Source organism: Altererythrobacter chaiwopuensis, from assembly GCF_054957755.1.
The window spans coordinates 405,578-427,868 of sequence record NZ_JBTXJG010000001.1 but is presented as its reverse complement, the minus strand read 5'-3'; the positions used below and the strand labels follow the sequence as shown (position 1 = coordinate 427,868).

Here is a 22,291-nt window from a genome sequence, read left to right as displayed (position 1 = left end):
TTGAAATGGCAATGGCAGGAATGGCAATGGCACAATCTAGGACTAAATCGCGCAGCCGCAGCCCGGCAGGCCCGACCGTGGGGCGCGGCGGCTGGGTTTTGCTGGCGATTCTCGGTGTGCTGGCAGCGCTGGGATGGCGTTATTATGCGCCCGCGCAAGCCTATGCCAAAACCGCCACGGCCTATTCGGCGCGGGTCGTCTGCTCGTGCCGTTTCGTTGCAGGCCGCAGCCTGGAAGACTGCGAAAAGGACAAGCTGGAGGGCATGGAATTCGTCACCCTGGTTGACGATCCGGCGGCGCAAAGCGTCACTGCGCGCTTCCCGCTCATCGCGGTCGACCGCGCGAGCTATCGCGAGGGCTATGGCTGCGTGCTTGAGAAGTGGGAGGGCTAGTGCTCGCGGGAGCCTAGGCCGCGCTTTCTGCTTCCGCGATCCAGCCGCCGCCCACCACGCGCTCGCCGGCATAGATCACTGCCGCCTGCCCTGGTGCGACCCCGAATTCGGGCTCGGCAAAGCGGATCGTAGCGCTCGCACCGTCGCCCAGCGTACCTTCGAGCGTGACCGGCACGGGCTTCGCCAGGCTGCGCACCTTGGCAGCCAGCGGCGCATCGGGCAGCGGGCCGATACGGTTGGTTTCGATGATCCTTGCGGCGCGTACTGCCAGCATGTGCCTGGGGCCAACCCTGACCGCGCGATTATCGGCATCCAGCCCAACCACATAGAGCGGCTCGGCCTGCCCGCCGATCTCGAGCCCGCGGCGCTGGCCCACTGTAAAATGGATGATGCCCTTGTGCTGTCCCAGCACCTCGCCGCTTGCGGCATGCACGATCGGGCCGGGTGCGCCGCCTTCGGGCCGCATCTTCTCGACGATCCGGGCATAGTCGCCATCGGGCACAAAGCAGATGTCCTGGCTGTCGGGCTTGGCGGCATTGCGCAGGCCCGCCCGTTCAGCCAGCTCGCGCACCTGGCGCTTGGGCAGCCCGCCCAAGGGGAAGCGTAGATAATCGAGCTGGGCCTCGGTGGTGCCATATAGGAAGTATGACTGGTCACGCGCCGGATCGAGCGCCCTGTAAAGAAGGGGGCGGTGCAGCTCGGGGCCGGCTGCCCCCATCACCCGGCGCACATAGTGCCCCGTGGCAAGGCAATCCGCGCCCAGTTCGCGCGCCATCTTGAACAGGTCGGTGAACTTGGGCCCCATGTTGCAGCGGATGCAGGGCACCGGAGTGCGCCCGGCGAGATAATCGTCAGCGAACTGCTCGACCACTTCCTCGCGGAAGGCGCTTTCATGGTCAAACACGTAATGCGCGATGCCCAGCCGGTCAGCCACTGCGCGCGCATCGCGGATGTCATCACCCGCGCAGCATGCGCCCTTGCGTCCGGTGGCTGCGCCATAATCGTAAAGCTGCAGGGTGATGCCGATCACTTCTGCACCGCTGGCCGCTGCCAAGGCAGCAACCACCGAACTGTCGACACCGCCGCTCATCGCCACGACCACGCGGCTTTTGCCTGCCGGCTTGGGCAAGTCGAACAGGGCTTCGGGCGATAGCCCGGCGGCAAGATCGATCGCAATGGTCATGATCGGCTGCGCCCATACACGGCTCTCTGGCCCTAATCCAGCATTGCATCAGGGCGGCTGCGGGTGCGGGGAGCGGGTGTGTAATCCTAAATACAGGGTAAACTGCGGCTTTACCTGATCTTGACGGGCTTGGGTCTAGAAGCGCCGACATGATGTTTGACAAGCGACTCACAACTCCCGGACCAATGACGGGATCGACCGGCAAAGCGCTGAAGGCGTTCGGCTGGTCCGAACTGACTGCGCGGATCAATGCCGCGCGCGATCTGCGCCAGATTTTGCTGGAAGAAAGCTCGTTGCTTACGAGCAGCTTCGGCGATGCAGCGGCGGGTTATTTCGCTTCCGGCGAGGAGGGCAAACGCTACGTTAACCATAAAGCTTTAGGTGGACGAAAATGCCCGGGTGGCATGGAGAATTCTGCTGAAGGTAAAGCGGCAACAGGTGACCGAGAGAAATAGATGATTGAGAACCAAGATATTCGTCCCGCTCAGGTTATCGGCCCTCTCGGCGAGCCGCTGACGCTTGACGACCTTCCTTCGCCCGAAACCAGGCGCTGGGTTGTGCGGCGCAAGGCGGAAGTCGTTGCGGCGGTTAATGGCGGCTTGCTGACCATCGACGAGGTGCTCGAGCGCTATAACCTTACGCTGGAGGAATTCGCTTCCTGGCAACGCGCGGTCGACCGTTCGGGTATGCAGGGGCTGCGTGTTACCCGCATCCAGCATTATCGCGACCTTTATGAGCGCCAGCTGAAATACTGACGGCAAACAGAAAATTCACGCGCGCGGCGTGGGAGGCGAAGCTTCCCGCGCCGCTTTTCTGTTCATGCCTCAGCCCATGCCAATCTGCCCCTGCCCTTGCGTCAACGGTTCTAAAGGGGCCATAAGGAGGGCATCCGAACAAAAGGAGGATGTCGAAATGGGTTGGATTATCGCTTTGATAGTGGGGGGTGTGGCCGGGTGGCTGGCCAGCCTGGTGATGAATCGCGACGCTTCGATGGGGGTTTTCTGGAACATCGTGGTCGGCTGCGTCGGCTCGATCATCGGCAATATGGTGGCAGGGCCCTTGCTGGGGATCACTGGCAGCGTGCAGGAATTTTCGATCACCGGGTTGATTGTGGCTATTCTGGGTGCGGTCATCCTGCTGGGGATAGTAAACCTGATCCAAAGGGGCCGTGTGCGCTAAAGGCACGTGACCGGCAGTTCACTAATCGATTGAAAAAATCCGGGCGGGGCGGCATCAGCTGCCCCGCTTTTTATTGGTCGGCGGGGAACCAGGCGCCAAGCCCCTCGTCGTAACACTATGTCGCTGGTCGAGCGGCGCATTGCCGCCCTGCCGGGCGCAGCATAAGAGATCTTGCGCATGGTGCCTTATGCGGATAATACACCGCGTGCAAAGGAAACGCGATGAATTACGAATCAACGATCAAATCCGAATCTGCGGATTCGATCTCGTCGGAATATAGCCTTGCGGGCCGGATCGAACGGCCTTCGCGCCTTAAGTGGCTTGCGCTTGCCGGCCTGTTGATCGTCGCGATCATCGGGGCGGCCTATTTCTTCTTCGGCAATGGCGATGCGGCCAGCGTGGCCGGCGGTGATGACCGCTCGCAGGCTCCATCGATAACGGTGGTCGCGCCGGGCAAGACCCGGATTCAAGGTTCGATTGTGGCGACCGGAACGATCGCTGCACGGCGCGAGATGCCGGTGGGCGTGGCTGGCGAGGGTGGCCGTGTGGTGTCCGTGTCGGTTGAGCAGGGCCAATGGGTGCGCGCGGGCCAGGTGCTGGCCTCGATTGACCGTTCGGTACAGTCGCAACAGGCGCGCAGTGCGGCGGCGCAGATCGAAGTGGCCCGGGCCGATGCCGAACTGGCACGAGCCAATCTTGATCGTGCGCTGCAACTGGTCGAGCGCGGTTTCATCTCCAAGGCTGATGTCGACCGGCTGACCGCAACTCGCGATGCCGCGCGCGCGCGGGTCGCCGTCGCCCAGGCGCAGTATAACGAATTGCTGGCGCGCAATGCGCGGCTCGATATCGTCGCTCCGGCGGCAGGGCTGGTGCTTGAACGCAATGTCGAGCCCGGACAGACGGTGAGCGCGGGCTCGACCCCGCTGTTCCGCATTGCCAAGGGCGGCGAAATGGAGCTGCTGGCGAGTGTTGGCGAGGCACAGCTGGCCAAGCTTACCCCCGGTGTCACAGCGGAGGTCGTGCCTGTGGGCACCGACCAGACTTTTATTGGCCAGGTATGGCAGCTTGAACCTACGATTGACGCGCAAAACCGCCAAGGTGTGGTGCGAATCGCGCTCGCTTATGCCGAAGGTCTGCGGCCGGGCGGCTATGCCACCGCGACGATCAACAGCGGCACCGTTGTGGCGCCGGTCTTGCCCGAAAGCGCGGTGCTTTCGGACAAGGAAGGTGCCTATGTCTATATCATTGATGCGCAGAACAAGGCGCAACGCCGCGCGGTCAAGACCGGGCTCGTCACCAGTGAAGGACTGGCGATTGTCGAGGGGCTTGATGGCACCGAACGGGTTGTGCTGCGGGCGGGCGGGTTCCTCAATCCCGGTGAGTCGGTGAATCCCAAGGTGCAGAAGACCAGCGGAGAATAATCGGCAATGAATTTCCGCAATATCTCGGCATGGTCGATCCGCAATCCGGTGATCCCGTTGGTGTTCTTCATCGCGCTGTTGTTTGCCGGCCTGGTAAGCTTTGCGCGGATGGACGTGGTCAACAACCCGGATATCGAATTTCCAGCGGTCAATGTCTCGATTTCGCAGCCGGGCGCCGCCCCTACCGAGATCGAGAACCAGATCACGCAGCGGATAGAGTCTGCGGTCCGCTCGATCAACGGTGTCAATTCGATCAATTCGACAGCGCGTGAGGGTAATTCGAACACCACGATCGAATTCGAGATCGGCATCGATCCCAACGACGCGGTGGCCGAGGTCAAGAATGCGGTCGACACCGTGCGCGGCAGCCTGCCCGAAGGAATTCTGGAACCGCGCATCAGCAAGATCGAAATCGCCGGGGGGTTCCTCGGCATCTTCGCGGTCGAAGCCGATGACATGACCATTGAACAGCTGAGCTGGTTTATCGACGATACGGTGGCCAAACGCCTGCTCAGCATCGAAGGCCTGGCCGAAGTCAACCGTTTCGGCGGGGTCGACCGGGAGATCGAAGTGGTTCTCGACCTGCCGCGGATGCAGGCTTTCGGGGTTACCGCAAGCCAGATCAACAATGTCCTGCGGCAGACCAATGTCGATGCTGCCGGCGGCGCGACCGAGATTGGGGGCACGCGGCAGTCTGTGCGCGTGCTGGGCAATATGGCCAGCGCCTATGAATTGTCGCAGCGTCAGATCCAGCTGGGCGATGGCAGCACTATCAAGCTGGCCAATGTGGCAACTGTGCGCGATGGCTATTCCGAACGCACATCGATCAGCAAGGTGCGCGGCAAGGAAGTGGTCAATTTCGCCATGTCGCGGGCCAAGGGCGCGTCCGATGTGACCGTGTTTGAAGGCGCCAAACAGGTTATCGCCGAGATTGAGGCTGAAAATCCCGGCGTCAATTTCATCCCGCTGTTCGACACGGTCCGTTACACCGAGGAACAATATACCAGTTCGATGTCAGCGATGATCGAAGGCGCGATCCTGGCTGTGGTGGTGGTGTTCTTCTTCCTGCGTGACTGGCGGGCGACGGTGATTTCCGCGATCGCCATCCCGCTTTCGGCAATACCCACGTTCTGGTTCATGGATCTCATGGGCTTCAACCTCAACCAGCTGTCACTCTTGGCGCTGGGGCTGGTCGCGGGGGTACTGGTGGACGATGCGATCGTCGAGATCGAGAACATCGTGCGACATATGCGCATGGGCAAGAGCGCCTATCAGGCCAGCATCGATGCCGCCGACGAAATCGGCCTGCCGGTGGTGGCAACCAGTTTCTGCATCGTTGCGGTATTCCTGCCGGTGGGTCTGATGCCCGGTATTTCAGGGCAGTTCTTCAAGAATTTCGGCCTGACGGTGGTGGTGGCAGTGCTGATGAGCCTGGCTGTCGCGCGCATGATCACGCCGATGCTGGCGGCCTATTTCCTCGAAGCGAAGGGCCATGCCGCGCATGGCGAAGGCAAGTGGATGGACCGCTATATGGCGGTGCTGGCGTGGTCGCTCAACCGGGGCAAGCTCTATGCCCGCCGTGAGGGCCTGGACCCGCCGAGGCACCGCTTTTGGTACATTCTGTCGGCCATCCTCGTCGTTCTCGTGCTGCTTCTCGTGCCAATGCTGGTGACTTTCGGTCCCGGTGGCGGTGTGCCGGGGTCTTACGGGCTGGTCCAGCAGCTGGCTATTTCGCAGACGATCGCAGGCGAGGCTGGCGGTGCGGATGCCGGCCTGATCCGTTCGCTGATCACAAAAGTCGCCCAGATCTTCGAAATGGCAGTAATTGTCGCCATTGCGATTGCCTCGGGCTGGCTGGCGCTCAAGGCGCTCGGATTGCCCTGGCGCCTGATCGGCGGGCAGATTCACCAATCCTGGCGCTGGCTCGAGGCGCGGTTCTATGACCATCGCGCATGGATGCTGATGGTCGGTTATTTCTCGCTGTTGCTCACTGTGCTGCTGTTCATGAATGTTCCGGCGCAGTTTCAGCCGACGATCGATGACGGGCGCAGCCGGGTCGAGATCGAAATGGTGCCCGGCACGACGCTGGAAACAACAACGCAGGTAACCAAGCAAATCGCTGATCTGCTGTATCAGGAGCCCGAAGTTGAACGGGCGCTGGAACGGATCCGTGAAGGCGATGCCACAATCTTCGTCACGCTCAAGGACGAGCGCGAGCGAACGCTGATTGATTTCGAGCGCGATCTTGCGCCGGTCTTTGCCCAGATTCCCGATGCGCGGGTGCGGTTTCAGTCGCAATCGGGCGGGTTTGGCAGCGGCCGCGACTTGACGGTCATGCTGGCCGGGTCTGATCCTGTCCTGCTGGAACAGGCCGCTGCTACGCTGGTCGAGCAGATGAAGGGGCTCAATACGCTGGTTGCGCCGCGGGTCAGCGCGGACATCAACCGGCCGGAAATCATCATCACGCCGCGTCCCGGCATCGCCGCCGAACTGGGCGTGACCACCAGCGCGCTGAGCCAGACGATCCGTATCGCGACGCTGGGCGAAATCGAGCAGAATGCTGCCAAATTTTCACTCGCTGACCGGCAGATCCCGATCCGTGTCAAGCTGCCGCGCCAGTCACGCAGCGATATGACCACGATCGAGAACCTGCCGGTTCCCACGCGAACCGGGGAAACGGTGCCGTTATCGCGCGTGGCCGAAATCAGCTTCGGTTCCGGCCCGACCGCGATCCAGCGCTACAACCAGAACCGCCGCGTGCTGGTGGGGGCCGACCTCGCGCGAGGAGTCATCAAGGGCGAAGCACAGAAGGAACTCGACGCGCTACCCATTCTCAAGGATCTGCCGCAGGGCGTGATGCGAGAGGTGGTGGGCGAGGAAGAATGGCAACAGGAACTGATCAAGAACCTGATCATCGCCATCGTCGCCGGGGTGCTGCTGGTATTTGCGGTGCTGGTGCTGCTCTACAAACGGCTGATGAGCCCGCTGGTCAACATGACCTCGTTGGCGCTGGCTCCACTTGGCGGCATATTCCTGGTGTGGCTTGCGGGGCAGCCGCAAAGCATGCCGGTCTATATCGGCATCCTGCTGCTGCTGGGGATCGTCTCGAAGAACTCGATCCTGTTGATCGATTTCGCGATCGAGGAAATGGACCGGGGCACGCGCAAGCTCGATGCCATCATGGAGGCGGGGCACAAGCGCGCACAGCCGATCGTGATGACCACTGTCGCCATGACCGCGGGCATGATCCCCACCGCCATCTCGCTCTCGGGCGACGGGGCCTGGCGCGCGCCGATGGGCACAGTGGTAATTGGCGGGTTGATTCTCTCGACGGTGCTCACGCTGCTGATCGTGCCGGCCGGTTTCAGCCTGGCAGACGGGTTCGAAAAACGCATTGGCCCGTGGTTGCGCAATCGCCTGCTAACCTACAAGCCGGGTGACGAGCATGGCGATCACAGCGGGCCAGCCAGGCCACTGGCAACTCCGGCTGAGTAACAGCGCGCATAATGTGCTAGGCGGCTGGCCATGACAGACAGCACGTCAGCATCCTACAGATTCGGCGGCGCACCGCTCACCCCCGATCGTGCGCGCCGCATGCGCTGGACCGCGACTGGCATGCTTGCCGCGATGGCGTTGGTGTTCTTCACCACGCATGGCCTGCTCGGCGCCCATCCGGCCTGGGGCTATGTCAACGCCTTTGCCGAAGCGGCGATGGTTGGCGGGCTGGCTGACTGGTTCGCGGTGACCGCGCTGTTCCGCCACCCGCTCGGCCTGCCGATCCCGCATACCGCGATCATCCCGTCGAACAAGGACCGCATCGCTGACACGATGGCGCAGTTCCTGCGCGAGAATTTCCTCACCCCCGCCGTGGTGGCGCGGCGCATGGCGGGGATGAATGTGGCGCGTGCGGTGGGCGATTTCCTCACCGATCCGCTCCGCTCCGCGAGCGATGCCGATGGCGCGGCGCGGCTCACCGGCGGGGCGTCTGAACTGCTTGCCGAAGTGCTCGAATCGCTCGATCCCGATAGGTTGGGGAATCAGGTCCGGGCCGGGCTCGGCGCGCAATTCGCCAAGATTGACGTCTCCCCGCTGCTGGGCCGGATGCTCGAGGGCGCGATCGCCGATGGCCGCCACATGCCGCTGATGGATGGCTTCATCCGCTGGGCGGGGCTGACGCTTGAGGACAATGAGGACACCGTGCGCGAGATCATCGAATCGCGCGCCAATGCGGTGCTGCGCTGGACCGGGCTCGACGAGCGTATCTCGGGCTCGGTGCTGGACGGGCTCTATCGCCTGCTGGCGGAAGTGCTGGTCGATCCCGAACATCCGCTGCGCAGCAAGATCGAAGAGGGTCTGGAAAAGCTTGCCAGCGACTTGCAGCATGACGAAGTGACGCGCGAGCGGGTCGAGAGCATGAAGCGCGACCTGATCGAGAACCCGGCGGTGGCCGAATGGTGGATGGGCGTGTGGGAGCGGATTCGCCAGTCCCTGATCCGCCGCGCGCGCGATCCGGAAAGCGCGCTGGGTGGCGAAATGCGCAAGCTGCTGGTCGAGATCGGGCGGGCTTTGCAGCAGGACGTGCGGTTGCAACTCCAGATCAACCGGTTGGTCCGCCGCACCATGGTGGGGATCGCCACGCGCTATGGCGGACAGATCGTCCAGCTGGTGTCAGAAACGGTCAAGCGCTGGGACGCGGTGACGATCACCGGGCGGATCGAAAGCGCGGTGGGGCGCGACCTGCAGTTCATCCGCATCAACGGCACGATCGTGGGCGGGCTGGTAGGGATGACGCTGCACTTCATCACCGGCTGGATGTGAGGCGGGCGGGGCAGTCCGGCTCTGGCAAAACAAAACCTCCGGCAGGCACATTAGCCCGCCGGAGGTCTCGTTCAAGCTTCAGATTTTCTTTGGCTTACAGCTTCTCGGTCAGCTCGGGCACCGCCTTGAACAGGTCAGCCACAAGGCCGATATCCGCCACCTGGAAGATCGGTGCGTCCTCGTCCTTGTTGATGGCGATGATGGTCTTTGAATCCTTCATCCCCGCAAGGTGCTGGATCGCGCCCGAGATGCCGATCGCGATATAGACTTCGGGCGCCACGATCTTGCCGGTCTGGCCGACCTGGTAATCATTGGGCACATAGCCCGCGTCCACGGCGGCGCGCGAGGCGCCGACCCCCGCACCCAGCTTGTCCGCCAGCGGGATGATCACTTCCTCGAAGGTCGCCGCGTCTTTCAGTGCACGGCCGCCCGATACGATCACCTTGGCGCTGGTCAGCTCGGGGCGCTCGCTCTTGGCGATTTCCGAGCTGACGAAGCTGGAGAGGCCAGCATCGCCCGGGCCCGAAACGGCCTCTACCGTGCCACTGCCGCCTTCCAGGGCTGCCTTTTCAAACGCAGTGCCGCGCACGGTGATGACGAGCTTTGGATCGGAGCTGGTGACAGTGGCGATGGCGTTGCCGGCATAGATCGGGCGAGTGAAGCTCTTCTCGCCCTCGACCGAGAGAATGTCGGAGATCTGCATCACGTCAAGCAGGGCTGCCACGCGCGGCGCGATGTTCTTGCCGGTGGTGGTGGCAGGGCAGACGAACGCATCATGGCTGTCCATCAGCGAGGCGACCAGCGGCGCAACGTTCTCGGCCAGCGCGTGCTCATAGGCCGCATCGTCAGCCAGGTGGACCTTGCCCACCCCGGCGATCTTGGCGGCTTCGTCAGCGACAGCCGCGCAGCCTGATCCCGCGACCAGCAGGTGCACTTCACCGAGCTTTGAAGCGGCGGTGACGGCGGCGAGGGTGGCATCCTTGACCGCAGCGTTGTCATGTTCGACCCAAACGAGAGTTTTCATCTGTGAATCCTTTCCTGCTCCCGGCCGCTTACGCGATCCCGAGCGCCTTGATCTTGGCAACCAGCGCGTCGACGTCTTCCACCTTCACCCCGGCCTGGCGCACCGGCGGCTCAGACACGTTGGTGGTGGTGAGGCGCGGGGTGATGTCGACCCCGTAATCGGCGGGCGTCTTGTTATCGAGCGGCTTCTGCTTGGCCTTCATGATGTTCGGCAGCGAAGCATAGCGCGGCTCGTTGAGGCGCAGGTCGGTGGTGATGATCGCAGGCAGCGACAGCTTTACTGTCTCGAGCCCGCCGTCGATCTCGCGCTTCACGATCGCGCTGTCGCCATCGACCTCGACCGTATTGGCGAAGGTGCCCTGCGGGCGGCCCATCAGCGCGGCGAGCATCTGGCCGGTCTGGTTCGAATCGTCCGAAATCGACTGCTTGCCCAGCATCACGATGCCGGGGCCTTCCTCGTCGGCAATCGCCTTCAATATCTTGGCAACCGCCAGCGGCTCGACCTCGACGCCATCGTCAACCTGCACCAGGATCGCGCGATCGGCGCCCATCGCCAGCGCGGTGCGCAGCGTTTCCTGCGCCTTAGCCGGACCGATCGAAACCACCACGATTTCCTCGGCCTTGCCCGCTTCCTTGATGCGGATCGCCTCTTCCACCGCGATCTCGTCGAACGGGTTCATGCTCATCTTGACGTTGGCCAGGTCAACGCCCGAGCCATCCGATTTGACGCGCGGCTTCACATTATAGTCGATCACCCTTTTTACGGGCACGAGGATCTTCATGGGAGTTCCTTCCTCTTCAAACGAATTATCGGGCGCCCAACTAACTTGCGTTTACGTAAACGTCAAGTTTGCGCCGCACCATCAGGCAGCCTTCTTCACCTCGGCCACGATTTTCTTCGCCGCATCGCCAAGGTCGTCGGCGCTCACGATCGGCAGCCCCGAATTGTTCAGGATTTCCTTGCCCTGTTCGACATTGGTGCCTTCAAGCCGCACGACCAGCGGCACGGAGAGGTTCACGTCCTTCGCCGCCTGCACGATGCCATTGGCGATCACGTCACACTTCATGATCCCGCCGAAGATGTTGACGAGGATGCCTTCCACTGCCGGATCCTTGAGGATGATCTTGAACGCCGCAGTCACCTTCTCTGTGGTGGCGCCGCCGCCCACATCAAGGAAGTTGGCGGGGAAGGCGCCGTTCAGCTTGATGATGTCCATCGTCGCCATGGCGAGGCCGGCGCCATTGACCATGCAGCCGATATTACCGTCGAGCTTGATATAGGCGAGGTCGTATTCGGAGGCTTCAACTTCGGCCGGGTCTTCCTCGGTCACGTCGCGCAGCGCCTCCACGTCCTTGTGGCGGAACAGTGCATTGCCATCGAAGCTCATCTTGGTGTCGAGCACCAGCAGATTGCCGTCCTCGGTTTCGACCAGCGGATTGATCTCGAGCATCTCGCAATCGAGATCCATGAAAGCGGTATAAAGCTGTTTGGTCAGCTTCTGCGCCTGCTTGTTGAGATCGCCGGTCAGTTTCAGCGCGAAGGCCGCGGCGCGCCCATGGTGCGGCATGAAGCCCTGCGCCGGGTCGATGGTGATGGTGGTGATCTTCTCGGGCGTCGAATGCGCTACTTCCTCGATATCCATCCCGCCTTCGGTCGAAACGATCATCGCGACGCGGCCCGATGCGCGGTCAACCAGCATCGAAAGGTAGTATTCCTTGGCGATATCGACCCCGTCGGTGACATAGAGCCGGCCCACCTGCTTGCCGGCATCACCGGTCTGGATGGTCACCAGCGTGTTGCCGAGCATTTCCTTCGCATTAGCTTCGACTTCCTCGACGCTCTTGGCCAGGCGCACGCCGCCCTTGGCATCGGGGCCGAGCTCCTTGAACTTGCCCTTGCCGCGCCCGCCGGCGTGGATCTGCGCCTTCACGACATAGAGCGGCCCGGGCAGCTTTTTCGCACCTTCGACAGCTTCTTCGACGGTGAGCGCGGCATGGCCGGCAGGGATGCCGATGCCATATTTCGCGAGCAGTTCCTTGGCCTGGTATTCGTGGATATTCATGGGGGGACGTGTCCTTTGTTGCGGGCGGTTCCAACCGGATTCGTATGCGGAGCGCCTAAGCATGGATTGGCCGCCTTGAAAAGTGGCCATTCAGCGTGCAGGGCCAGCCCTCATAAAAAGATGGATAGGTTCCATACGTGATCGACAGCCAGCGTCTTGAAGCGATCGTCCGTGAAGCCGGGCGAATCGCGTTTGATCTGTGGCCCGGGGCGGGGAACCAGGTTGAGAGCTGGGAAAAGGAGCCTGGTTCGCCGGTATCTGCGGCCGATCTCGCGGTCGATGCCTTTCTCAAGCGTGAGCTGGGCGCACTGCTGCCGGCAGCGGGCTGGCTGTCTGAAGAAACCGCCGATTGCGGTTCGCGCCTGCCCAAGGGGCTTGTGTGGCTGGTAGATCCGATCGACGGAACCCGCGATTTCGTGCGCGGGCGCAGCGGCTGGGCGGTTTCGGTGGCGCTGGTGAGCGCCGGCCGCCCGTTGATCGGCATGCTCGCCGCACCGGCGCGGGGCGAGGAGTGGCTGGCGGTCGCGGGCAAGGGCGCATGGCGCAATGATGCGCCGCTCATTGCATCGCAGCGCAGCACCTTTGCGGGCGCGCGCGTGCCCACCGACGCGCTGCCGCGCGAAGACAGCGACCTGACCATCGTCGACAAGCCCAATTCGATCGCGCTTCGTATCGCCATGGTTGCCGCCAATGAGGCCGATCTGGTCGCAACCCTGCGCTGGGGCTATGAATGGGACGTAGCGGCCGCCACATTGATCGCGCGTGAGGCGGGAGCAGAGGTGACCGACGCATTTGGCGGCCAGCTGCGCTACAACAAGCGCGATCCGCGCGCTTTCGGCGTGCTGGTGTGCGCCCCGCAAATCCACCGCGAGGCAGTGGCGCGGCTGGCCGGAAGAGCGTCGGAGCTTGCGCCACGTACAAAGGGCTGATCCTTTGTTTCGACCCTCAAGCGCTGGGCGCCGCGCATCCGCGCGGCTTTTCGTCTGTTGTCTGAGTCTGCTTCAGTTGCATTGAAATTGCCCGGCACCGATCCCGCGCAATTGGAACGGTGTCCGAAAAAAAGGGGCCAGACCAACCGGCCCGGCCCCTTCTGATTGGCTCGATACCGGCGCTTACTGCGCGGCGTCGATCTCCGCCTGGGTCAGCGGAATGACCTTGATCTCGACCCGGCGATTGAGCGGCTCGTTCACGTTGTCGCCAGTCTGAACCCTGAGCTGGGATTCGCCGAATCCCTGCCAGCGCAGGCGCGCCGAACCTACACCGCGACTGGTCAGGTAGTTGGCGACCGCCTGTGCGCGCCGTTCGGACAGCAGCTGGTTCGATGACGCCGTGCCGACCGTGTCGGTATGGCCGTATACGTCGACAATGCTGTTCGGATACTTCACGAGATTCGCCGCCACGCTGTCCAGCGCCGACTGGAACGACGGGCTGATGGAATAGCTGCCGGTGGTGAAAGTCACATCGGGCAGGTTGACGAGGAACGCATTTCCTCCGTCTGTCTCGGTAACGTCGATCCCGGTGCCTTCGGTCTCTTCCTCAAGCTCCTTGATCTGTTGGTCCATCTTGTAGCCGACGTAGCCGCCAACCGCGCCGCCGGCGACAGCGCCAACGACGCGCGCAGTCTTGCCGCCGATCACGCCGCCCAGAAGGCCGCCCACAACAGCGCCGCCAACCCCACCGATCGCGGTGCGGGAAATCTTTTTCTCGCCAGTGTTGGGATCGGTTACGCAGGCGCTGGTGCCCAGCAGCGAAGCCGCGGCCAGGCTGGAGAGAACTATTCGGGATGTTTTCATTGAAAGATCTCCTGTGCTGTGGCGCGGCAAAATGCCGCACCGCGCCCCCGCGGTTGAGCCTCCCCTCAGGTGGCAACCGCTATGCCTGCGATGCTAGGCGCTTGCACCTTGCTATGCAATGAAGCTGGCATGACGGCCCAATTGTGCTAGCGAATATCACCGTGACATCCTTTCCCTGGCCAGACGTGATCATCATTGCCGGATTGATCGTGCTCAACGGCGTGTTCGCCATGTCCGAGCTGGCGATCGTTTCGGCCAAATCCGCGCGCCTTAGGGCCAAGCGCGACAAGGGCTCGGCCAGCGCCCATGTGGCGCTGCAGCTGGCCGCAGATCCGGGCAAGTTTCTGTCGACCGTGCAGATCGGTATCACCTTGATCGGGATCATCGCGGGCGCCTATTCAGGAGCAAGCCTGGGAGGCCCCGTGGGCGAACGATTGGTGGCTATCGGGTTGCCGCCACAATGGGCGGATGAAACGGGATTTGCGCTGGTGATCGCTCTCACCACCTATTTCAGCCTGGTGGTGGGCGAATTGGTGCCCAAGCAAATGGCGCTGCGCCATGCCGTGCCGATCGCGCTGGTGATGGCGCGGCCGATGGCGCTGCTGGCGCGGGTTGCAGCGCCGCTGGTGTGGGTGCTCGACAGCTCGTCGGCGCTGCTTATCCGCCTGCTGGGGGTGCGCCCCGGCGGGCAGTCAGCGGTCACCGCGGAAGAACTGCACATGATCTTTGCTGATGCCACGCGTTCGGGCGTGATCGAGGCTGGCCAGCACCAGATACTGACCGGCGTGGTGCGCCTGGCAGAACGCCCGGTGCGCGAGATGATGACCCCGCGCAGAGAGGTCGACTGGATCGATATCAACGCCGATGAAGCCGCAATCCGCCAGGCGATTGAAGACAGCCCGCATTCGCTGCTGCCGGTGGCGGACGGATCGCCCGACAATATGCTGGGCGTGGTGAAAGTGCGCGAAGTGCTGGGCGCGATGGTTGCCGACAGGAAGGTCAATCTCAAGCAATTGATGCGCAAGGCGGAAGTGGTGCCTGACCAGCTTGACGCGATGGATGCGCTCCGTTTGCTGCAACAGTCTGAAGTTGCGATGGCGATGGTCCACGATGAATACGGCCATCTGGACGGGATTGTGACGCCGGTTGATCTGCTGATTGCGATTGTGGGCGAATTCGCCAGCGATCAGGATCAGGGGGAAGGCCCGCTAATCGTCGAGCGTGAGGATGGCTCGCTACTGGTTTCTGGCGCATTCTCCGCTGATGCACTGGCAGACCGGCTGGGCACCGAATATGCGGAGGACCGCGAATTCGGAACGGTCGCGGGCTATGTACTGTCCGTGCTCAAGCAGCTACCCGTCGAGGGCGATCACTTCCACGACCAGGGATGGCGCTTCGAGGTAGTGGATATGGACGGCCGCCGGATCGACAAGCTGCTTGTTTCTCGCAATTCTTCGAATTGACACACAAGCGCCGTGCGCAGCGCGTCCGCGCTGCTTGGCTTGTGCGCCATAAGGCGCGACGGCCCTGCAGGTGGCCCACGGCCAGCTGCGTCTTCGACTTTGCTTCCGGCCTTTGGCTGCCGCGACCAAGAACGGCCTGCAGCCAGCAGGCCGCAAGCGCGACCGCGCGCCCGCAGCGATTGGGCCGCAGGCCCCTTGAGCGAGGAAATCGCACCCGCGGATGCGGGTGCGCAGATCAGGAAGGTATTACCGCCTGGGCGCTCGCGCCGTCACCTTCCGGTGCGGCGATGATATCGCGCGTGACGCTGCCCTTGGCGACGGTATTGGTTTCAGGATCGCCGACCGAAGAGCGGATACCCGGTTCTGCCGCACCCGCGCGGTCGATCGCGCTGGTTTCCACCTGGCTGCGCGGGGCCGGGCCGCCGAACAATGCCTCCAGCGCCTGCCCGGATGCGGTGCCTTCGGTGGGGCGCGGGGCGCCCGGAGCGGGCGGCACGAGATTGAAATCGGGCGGCACCACCAGCGGCGCCTGGCGTTGCACCGCGAATTCATCGGGACGCTCGCGGTCGAGAAAGCCGCCACTGCTGCATCCAGCCAGCAAGGCGCTGGTCGCGATCAGCAGTATCGGGGTTTTCAGGCTGGGCATTGCATATTCTCCATTGGCCGCGTTGTCGGCCGCTCAAACTGTTGCCGCTTCCTTTTCGCTGACGAAGAAGGAGCGGGCAAGGATAATCACCACGCCTATGGTGATAGCGGCGTCGGCGACGTTGAAAATCAGGAACGGGCGGAAGTTACCGATATGGAAATCGGCATAATCGATGACATAGCCGAATTTGCTGCGGTCAACGATATTGCCCAGCGCACCGCCCAGGATCAGGCCAAGCCCGGCGATATCGCCCAGTAAGCGTTCTCGCATCATCCACACTGCTACGACGATGGCAATCAGCGCGGTAACGCCCACCAGAATCCAGCGCATTTCGGCGCTGGTCGCTTCCAGTAGGCCCAGCGAAATCCCGCGGTTCTCGGTATAGCGCAGGTCGAAGAAGGGAAGCAGATCAATCACATACCGCTGGCGCAGTTGCAGCGGGCCGATCACCAGCCATTTCACGAACTGGTCGCTGGCGAAGATCAGCGCGGCAATGCCAATGCCGATCAGCCGGTTGCGGGTGAACAGATCGCTCATGCAGCTGCGCCCCCAAAGGCATCCACCGCGCTTACCACATCATCGCAGCGCCCGCACAGATCGCCGTCTTCCGCCACTTCGGGCAAAAGGCGCCAGCAGCGGCCGCATTTGTGGTGGTTGCTCTTGCTCACGGTCACGTCGGCGCCTTGCCCGCGTGTGACTGTCGCGGTGATGAACAGTTCGGCGAGATCAGCGTCGCTGAAGCCTTCGGGCACCGCATCGGCGGGCACGGTGACTTCGGCTTCCAGGCTGGAGCGGATCAGCTTGTCTCGGCGCAGCGGTTCGATCGCCTCGTTCACGCGCTCGCGCAAGACGCGCAGCTTTTCCCAGCGACCGCCGTCCGCTTCCACGCCCGGCACTGCCGGCCATTCAAGCAGATGTACGCTACCGCCATCGGGATAGCGCGTGCTCCAAACTTCCTCGGCGGTGTAGACCAGCACCGGCGCGGCATAGCGCACGAGGGCGTGGAACAGGATGTCCAGCACGGTGCGATAGGCATTGCGGGTGCCCGAATCCGGCCCGTCGCAATAAAGCGTGTCCTTGCGGATATCGAAGAAGAATGCGCTCAGGTCTTCATTGCAGAAATCGACCAGCAGGCGGGTATAGGTGTTGTAGTCGTAATCATCGACCGCCTGCCGCAGCTTCCCGTCAAGATCGGCCAACAGCGCCAGCACATAGCGTTCGAGCTCGGGGATTTCGCCCGCATCGCCCATGTCGCCCACGAAACCGTCAAGCGCGCCGAGCAGATAGCGGAAGGTGTTGCGCAGCTTGCGGTATTGGTCGCCCACGCCTTTCAGGATTTCATCGCCGATGCGGTGATCCTCGGTAAAATCGACCGAAAGCGCCCACAGCCGGATGATGTCCGCGCCGGTTTGCTCCATCACCTTGAGCGGATCGATGGTGTTGCCGAGCGATTTCGACATCTTCTTGCCCTTGGCATCCATGGTGAAGCCGTGGGTCAGCACTTGGTCATAGGGCGCGCGGCCGCGCGTGGCGCAGCTTTCGAGCAGTGAGGACTGGAACCAGCCGCGGTGCTGGTCAGAGCCTTCGAGATAGAGATTGGCGGGCCATTGCAGGTCGGGCCATTTGCCGCTTTCGAGCACGAAGCTGTGGGTGCAGCCCGAATCGAACCAGACGTCGAGAATGTCGGTCACCATCTCGAAGTCCTCGGCGCGATAGTCATTGCCGAGGAATTCCTGCGCGCGCGCCTCGTCCCAGGCATCGACGCCTTCTTCGCGCACGGCCTTGACGATGCGGTGATTCACAGCCGGGTCTTGCAGGTATTCGCCGCTCTTGCGATTGACGAACAGCGTGATCGGCACGCCCCAGGCGCGCTGGCGGGAAAGCACCCAGTCGGGCCGCCCCTCGACCATGCTGCCGATGCGGCGGCGGCCCTTTTCTGGCACGAAGTGCACGCGGCGAATTTCATCCATTGCACGCTCACGCAGGGTGGGTGCAGCGCACAGGGCTTCCTCTGACGGATCAATCGCACCGCCTTCGGATTCCCAGCTCTTGTCTTCTTTCGATTTGGGCTCAAGCCATGGCAGCGGCCTGTCCATCGGCACGAACCATTGCGGCGTGCAGCGGAAGATCACCTTGGCTTTCGAGCGCCACGAGTGGGGATAGCTATGCTGGTAGTCCGCACTGGCGGAAAGCAGCGCACCGGCCTCGCGCAGGTCCGCGCAGATCGGGCCATCAGGCGCGTTGAAGCCGGGGTTGATGACGCTGCGGCGGCGCTCGTCACTGCCGCCAAGCCACGGCCAGTCGTCGCGGTAGATCCCGCCATCATCGACCGCGAACACCGGATCGATGCCTGCCGATTTGCACAGGTCGAAATCGTCCTCGCCATGATCGGGCGACATATGAACCAGACCGGTGCCGCTATCGGTGGTGACGAAGTCGCCGGGCAGGAACGGGCGGGGACGCGCGAAGAATTCGAGTGCACGTTCCCACGCTTCGTCATCCCGGACTTGATCCGGGATCCCGCTTATTTGAGCGTCGCTGGAAGTCAGCGGGACCCCGGCTCGGGGGCCGGGGTGACGGGATTTAAGGAGGTCGTAGATCGGATGGCGGGCCACGGTTCCGGCGAGGTCGGAGCCTTTGAAGACTTTCCCCTCAAGGAGGGCTAGTCTTGGCTTTGCTCCATCGGGCATCGGAGGCAGTAATTTGTCGACACGGTTCCGAAGCTCGCTTGCCAACGCGGTTGAGACCAAGATTTTCTTGCCGGCCCATTCCAACAATGGATGTGCGGCTTGGGCGGCTGAAACATGTCCGTCGCCCACCGCTGATGCGCCCATAGCGACCGTGAAAAGAGTGTACTCGACCTCCGGCCCATAGGCGATCGCCTGATTGACCGGGATCGTCCACGGGGTCGTCGTCCAGATCACCGCATGCGCGCCGACCAGTTCGGGGATCGGGCTCTCAACAATCTCGAACGCCACATCGACCTGCGTGGAAACAATGTCCTCGTATTCGACCTCAGCCTCGGCCAGCGCGGTCTTTTCGACCGGGCTCCACATTACCGGCTTGGCCCCGCGATAGAGGTTGCCCGCCTCGGCGAATTTCATCAGCTCGGATACGATCACCGCCTCGGCCGCGAAATCCATGGTGAGATAGGGATTGTCCCAATCGCCCATGATGCCCAGCCGCTTGAGCTGTTGGCGCTGGGTATCGACCCAGTGCTGCGCATAGGCGCGGCATTCGGCGCGGAACTCCCTTGCAGGAACCTCGTCCTTGTTGAGCTTCTTCTTGCGGTATTGTTCCTCGATCTTCCATTCGATCGGCAGCCCGTGGCAATCCCAGCCGGGCACATAGGGCGCATCCTTGCCGATCAGGTTCTGCGTGCGGCAGACCATGTCCTTCAGGATATGGTTGAGCGCATGGCCGATGTGCATGTCGCCATTGGCGTAGGGCGGGCCGTCATGCAGGATGAACTTTTCACGCCCCGCGCGTGCCTCGCGCAATTGGCGATAGAGCCCTTCGTTCTCCCAACGCGCCTGAATGCCCGGTTCCTTCTGCGGAAGGCCGGCTTTCATGGGGAAATCGGTCTTCGGCAGGAAGACGGTGTCTCTGTAGTCGCGCTTTTCAGTCATCGCGCGCCGCTTAGAAGCCTTCTCGCCTCGTCGCAATCCTTCTCCATCTGCACCACCAGCGCATCGAGACTATCGAACTTCGCTTCTGGACGCAGGAAGTGATGGAAGGCGACTTCCACTTCCTGCCCATAGAGATCACCCGAGAAATCGAAGAAATAGGGTTCGAGCAGCTCCTTGGGCGGCTCGAACTGCGGGCGCACGCCCACGCTGGCGGCGCCTTGCAGCACTTGGCCGGTGCTGAGAATCCGCCCGGTCACGGCATAGATGCCGTATTTCGGGCGCAGGTAGTTGTCGATCCCGAGGTTGGCCGTGGGATAGCCCAGTTCGCGCCCGCGCTTGTCGCCATGCTCCACGATCCCGCGAATGGCGAAGGGCCTGGTCAGCAGCCGGGCAGCGGTTTCGCAGTCACCCTGGCGCAAAGCCTCGCGGATGCGGCTGGAGGACACAATGCCGTCTGTATCTGCGACGGGTTCAACCACGCGGTTGTGCAGACCAAGCTGGCCGCCAACTTCCCGCAGCAGCCCGACATTGCCCTTGGCACCCTTGCCAAAGGTGAAGTCGCCGCCGGTCACAACGCCGTGCGCGCCGAAGCGCTTGACGAGGATGTCAGAGATGAAATCCTCCGCACTGGTGCCCGCCAGCTCGCCATCGAAATGGAACACCAGCATCGCGGTCGCGCCCGCGGCAAGGTAAAGTTCCTGTCGCTGCTCCAGCGTGGTCAGGCGGAACGGCGGCACATCGGGCCTGAAGAAACGCACCGGATGCGGATCGAAAGTGGCGATGATCGAGGGGCGACCTTCGTCCTTCGCCCAGGCAATCGCTTCGCCCGCCACCGCCTGGTGCCCCTTGTGGAAGCCGTCAAAATTGCCCAGCGCAATCACCGCGCCGCGCAGGGCCACGGGTATTTCCTCACGATGGTCGAGCCATCTCATGCGGCAGGTTCGCTTGTTTCGCCAGCAGGCAGCTGGGCCAGTGGCATTAATCCGGCGCGGAGCACGCGTAGTGCATTTTCGCCCATGGCGGCGCGGATTTCGGCTTCGCTGAAGCCCTCGTCCATCAGCGCCTGCGTTACCTGCATCAGCTGCGAAGTGTCGAAGCGAACCGTGGTTGCTCCGTCATAGTCGCTACCCAGCGCGACATGCTCGATGCCGACCAAATCGCGGATATGCTTCATCGCCCTTGCCGCCGCGCGCGCATCGGTGCTGCAGATGGCGCCTTCCCAATAGCCGACGCCGATCACCCCGCCGGTTGCGGCAACCCCGCGTATCTCGTCATCGGTGAGGTTGCGGTTGACCTTGCAGGTCGCCTGCACTCCGCCGTGGCTGGAGACGACCGGGCGCCGCGCCATGGCCAATATCTCGGCAACACATTGGTGGCTGCAATGGGCGATATCGACCACCATGCCCATCTCCTCCATGCGGCGCACGGCTTCGCGGCCCATTTCGGTCAGCCCGCCCTTGGCCTCGCCATGCATCGATCCGGCCAGCTCGTTGTCGAAGAAATGGGTCAACCCCGCCATCCGCATGCCCGCAGTGTAGAGTTTTTCGAGATTGGCAATATCGCCCTCAAGGCTCTGCAGCCCTTCGGCGCTGAACAGCGCGCCAACCGGCTTGCCCGCCGCAGGCGTCGCCCAGACCGCTTCGCCGATCGGCGTGCAGGTTTCGCATGCGATCGCATCTTCCAGCTTTTCGAGATCGGCAGCGCTGCGCACCAGCCACAGGGCATTCTGGCTGCCCTCTGCCGCCTTCTCCAGCTTCTTCGCATGCCAAAGCGACCGTTCGAGCAATGAAGTCCAGGTCTGGGTCGGCTGGAGCTGGGCGATCACCAGTTCGGTGATCTGGTCGGTGTCGGACGGGTTTGAATCGTAATTCTGGTCGTCAGGCGATTTGGTCACGCTGGAAAACACCTGCAGCGCCACATTGCCGTCCTGCAATCGCGGCAGGTCCATGTGCCCGCGATCCGCGCGTTCGAGCAGATTGCGCTTCCACAGCAAGGTATCGGAATGCAGATCGACGATGGCCAGCGTCTTGTGCAGCGCCCGGGCCTCGTCCGAAACCTCGATCAGCGGCTGGCCATCGATCCGGTTGGTCTGCTCCTCGACATATCCGGGGGCGAAGATGAAAAAAGCGACCGCTGCCGCCAGCACCAGCCCGAGCAGGGTATAGATAGTCTTGTGGATCATGCGGCGCTCTCCCTTCGCCTTTCATAGGTCACGAAGGAATAGGCGGGATTATCGCCTGCCGCTTCGTGATCCTCGCGCGATACCTCCTGCCATATAGCGCGATCGATCGGCGGCATATGGGTATCGCCCTCATAGTGCGCATGTACTTCGGTCAACTCGATGCGCTCGGCTTCCTGTTCGAACAGCGCAAAGATCTCCGCGCCGCCAATCACCGCCACCGGGCTATCACCTGCAAGCTGGAGCGATTCGGTGCGCGAATGGGCCACTTCCGCGCCCTCTGCGCTCCATCCGCGATCGCGGGTGAGCACAACATGGCGCCTTCCGGGGAGCGGGGCGGGGAAACCTTCGAAGGTCTTGCGTCCCATGATCATCGGATTGCCCAGCGTCAGCGATTTGAAGCGCTTAAGGTCAGCCGAAAGGTGCCAGGGCAGTTTGCCATCCTTGCCGATCACGCCATTGGCGGCGCGGGCATAGATGAGGAACAGGCCGTTGTTCATGT

Annotated in this window: 20 protein-coding genes; 9 read left to right on the top strand and 11 right to left on the bottom strand. The window is 62.6% G+C overall.

Features of this window, described 5'->3' with window-relative positions; genetic code table 11:
• The first annotated feature begins 26 nt into the window (after positions 1-26).
• The gene (locus tag ACX2DJ_RS02175) at positions 27-392 is read left to right on the top strand and encodes a hypothetical protein (RefSeq protein WP_462570742.1); all 366 of its coding nucleotides are present in this window, start codon (positions 27-29) and stop codon (positions 390-392) included.
• A 13-nt stretch (positions 393-405) separates the two neighbouring features.
• On the opposite strand, the gene mnmA is transcribed toward ACX2DJ_RS02175, so the two are convergent.
• Complete coding sequence (mnmA, locus tag ACX2DJ_RS02170; protein WP_462570741.1) at positions 406-1,575, bottom strand: tRNA 2-thiouridine(34) synthase MnmA; 1,170 nt, start codon at positions 1,573-1,575, stop codon at positions 406-408.
• 185 nt (positions 1,576-1,760) lie between these two features.
• On the opposite strand from mnmA, the gene ACX2DJ_RS02165 reads away from it, so the two are divergent.
• The 6 genes from ACX2DJ_RS02165 to ACX2DJ_RS02140 all read left to right on the top strand — a co-directional run bounded on the left by ACX2DJ_RS02165 (position 1,761) and on the right by ACX2DJ_RS02140 (position 8,993).
• Positions 1,761-2,030: a hypothetical protein gene (locus ACX2DJ_RS02165; protein ID WP_462570740.1), complete on the top strand. Its 270-nt coding sequence runs from the start codon at positions 1,761-1,763 to the stop codon at positions 2,028-2,030.
• Positions 2,031-2,330 carry a CtrA inhibitor SciP gene (gene sciP, locus ACX2DJ_RS02160; RefSeq protein ID WP_462570739.1) on the top strand — a complete coding sequence of 100 codons (300 nt, stop codon included), beginning with the start codon at positions 2,031-2,033 and terminating at the stop codon, positions 2,328-2,330.
• Between the two features lie 157 nt (positions 2,331-2,487).
• Positions 2,488-2,754, top strand: a complete 267-nt coding sequence (locus tag ACX2DJ_RS02155) for a GlsB/YeaQ/YmgE family stress response membrane protein (protein ID WP_462570738.1) — start codon at positions 2,488-2,490, stop codon at positions 2,752-2,754.
• A 221-nt stretch (positions 2,755-2,975) separates the two neighbouring features.
• Positions 2,976-4,175: an efflux RND transporter periplasmic adaptor subunit gene (locus tag ACX2DJ_RS02150; RefSeq protein WP_462570737.1), complete on the top strand. Its 1,200-nt coding sequence runs from the start codon at positions 2,976-2,978 to the stop codon at positions 4,173-4,175.
• Positions 4,176-4,181: 6 nt separating this feature from the next.
• Positions 4,182-7,670, top strand: a complete 3,489-nt coding sequence (locus ACX2DJ_RS02145; RefSeq protein ID WP_462570736.1) for an efflux RND transporter permease subunit — start codon at positions 4,182-4,184, stop codon at positions 7,668-7,670.
• 30 nt (positions 7,671-7,700) lie between these two features.
• The gene (locus ACX2DJ_RS02140) at positions 7,701-8,993 is read left to right on the top strand and encodes a DUF445 domain-containing protein (protein ID WP_462570735.1); all 1,293 of its coding nucleotides are present in this window, start codon (positions 7,701-7,703) and stop codon (positions 8,991-8,993) included.
• 94 nt (positions 8,994-9,087) lie between these two features.
• Here ACX2DJ_RS02140 and ACX2DJ_RS02135 read toward each other — a convergent pair whose 3' ends face one another.
• The 3 genes from ACX2DJ_RS02135 to sucC all read right to left on the bottom strand — a co-directional run bounded on the left by ACX2DJ_RS02135 (position 9,088) and on the right by sucC (position 12,079).
• The gene (locus ACX2DJ_RS02135) at positions 9,088-10,017 is read right to left on the bottom strand and encodes an electron transfer flavoprotein subunit alpha/FixB family protein (RefSeq protein WP_462570734.1); all 930 of its coding nucleotides are present in this window, start codon (positions 10,015-10,017) and stop codon (positions 9,088-9,090) included.
• A gap of 28 nt (positions 10,018-10,045) precedes the next feature.
• Positions 10,046-10,798, bottom strand: coding sequence for an electron transfer flavoprotein subunit beta/FixA family protein (locus ACX2DJ_RS02130; protein ID WP_462570733.1), 753 nt, complete (start codon positions 10,796-10,798; stop codon positions 10,046-10,048).
• 81 nt (positions 10,799-10,879) lie between these two features.
• Positions 10,880-12,079 (bottom strand): ADP-forming succinate--CoA ligase subunit beta, encoded by a 1,200-nt coding sequence (gene sucC / locus ACX2DJ_RS02125; protein WP_462570732.1) that lies wholly within the window; start codon positions 12,077-12,079, stop codon positions 10,880-10,882.
• Positions 12,080-12,216: 137 nt separating this feature from the next.
• On the opposite strand from sucC, the gene ACX2DJ_RS02120 reads away from it, so the two are divergent.
• Complete coding sequence (locus ACX2DJ_RS02120; protein WP_462570731.1) at positions 12,217-13,008, top strand: 3'(2'),5'-bisphosphate nucleotidase CysQ; 792 nt, start codon at positions 12,217-12,219, stop codon at positions 13,006-13,008.
• Between the two features lie 183 nt (positions 13,009-13,191).
• Here ACX2DJ_RS02120 and ACX2DJ_RS02115 read toward each other — a convergent pair whose 3' ends face one another.
• Positions 13,192-13,872: a YiaD family glycine zipper/OmpA-like lipoprotein gene (locus ACX2DJ_RS02115; RefSeq protein ID WP_462570730.1), complete on the bottom strand. Its 681-nt coding sequence runs from the start codon at positions 13,870-13,872 to the stop codon at positions 13,192-13,194.
• A gap of 161 nt (positions 13,873-14,033) precedes the next feature.
• Between ACX2DJ_RS02115 and ACX2DJ_RS02110 the strand changes: the two genes are divergently transcribed.
• A complete protein-coding gene (locus ACX2DJ_RS02110) occupies positions 14,034-15,335 on the top strand; it encodes a hemolysin family protein (protein WP_462570729.1) in 1,302 nt (433 codons plus the stop codon).
• Between the two features lie 235 nt (positions 15,336-15,570).
• On the opposite strand, the gene ACX2DJ_RS02105 is transcribed toward ACX2DJ_RS02110, so the two are convergent.
• Genes ACX2DJ_RS02105 through ACX2DJ_RS02080 form a run of 6 tightly spaced genes read right to left on the bottom strand, consistent with a single transcriptional unit; the run spans position 15,571 to position 22,289 of the window.
• Positions 15,571-15,981, bottom strand: coding sequence for a DUF3035 domain-containing protein (locus tag ACX2DJ_RS02105; RefSeq protein WP_462570728.1), 411 nt, complete (start codon positions 15,979-15,981; stop codon positions 15,571-15,573).
• 33 nt (positions 15,982-16,014) lie between these two features.
• Positions 16,015-16,518, bottom strand: a complete 504-nt coding sequence (gene lspA / locus ACX2DJ_RS02100; RefSeq protein ID WP_462570727.1) for a signal peptidase II — start codon at positions 16,516-16,518, stop codon at positions 16,015-16,017.
• Positions 16,515-19,610 (bottom strand): isoleucine--tRNA ligase, encoded by a 3,096-nt coding sequence (locus ACX2DJ_RS02095; protein ID WP_462570726.1) that lies wholly within the window; start codon positions 19,608-19,610, stop codon positions 16,515-16,517. The genes lspA and ACX2DJ_RS02095 overlap by 4 nt, the downstream gene beginning before the upstream one ends.
• Positions 19,607-20,542, bottom strand: coding sequence for a bifunctional riboflavin kinase/FAD synthetase (locus tag ACX2DJ_RS02090; protein ID WP_462570725.1), 936 nt, complete (start codon positions 20,540-20,542; stop codon positions 19,607-19,609). Before ACX2DJ_RS02090 ends, ACX2DJ_RS02095 begins: the two co-directional genes overlap by 4 nt.
• Positions 20,539-21,792, bottom strand: a complete 1,254-nt coding sequence (locus ACX2DJ_RS02085; RefSeq protein ID WP_462570724.1) for a dipeptidase — start codon at positions 21,790-21,792, stop codon at positions 20,539-20,541. The genes ACX2DJ_RS02090 and ACX2DJ_RS02085 overlap by 4 nt, the downstream gene beginning before the upstream one ends.
• Positions 21,789-22,289 carry a dihydrofolate reductase gene (locus tag ACX2DJ_RS02080; protein WP_462570722.1) on the bottom strand — a complete coding sequence of 167 codons (501 nt, stop codon included), beginning with the start codon at positions 22,287-22,289 and terminating at the stop codon, positions 21,789-21,791. The genes ACX2DJ_RS02085 and ACX2DJ_RS02080 overlap by 4 nt, the downstream gene beginning before the upstream one ends.
• Positions 22,290-22,291 lie beyond the last annotated feature (2 nt).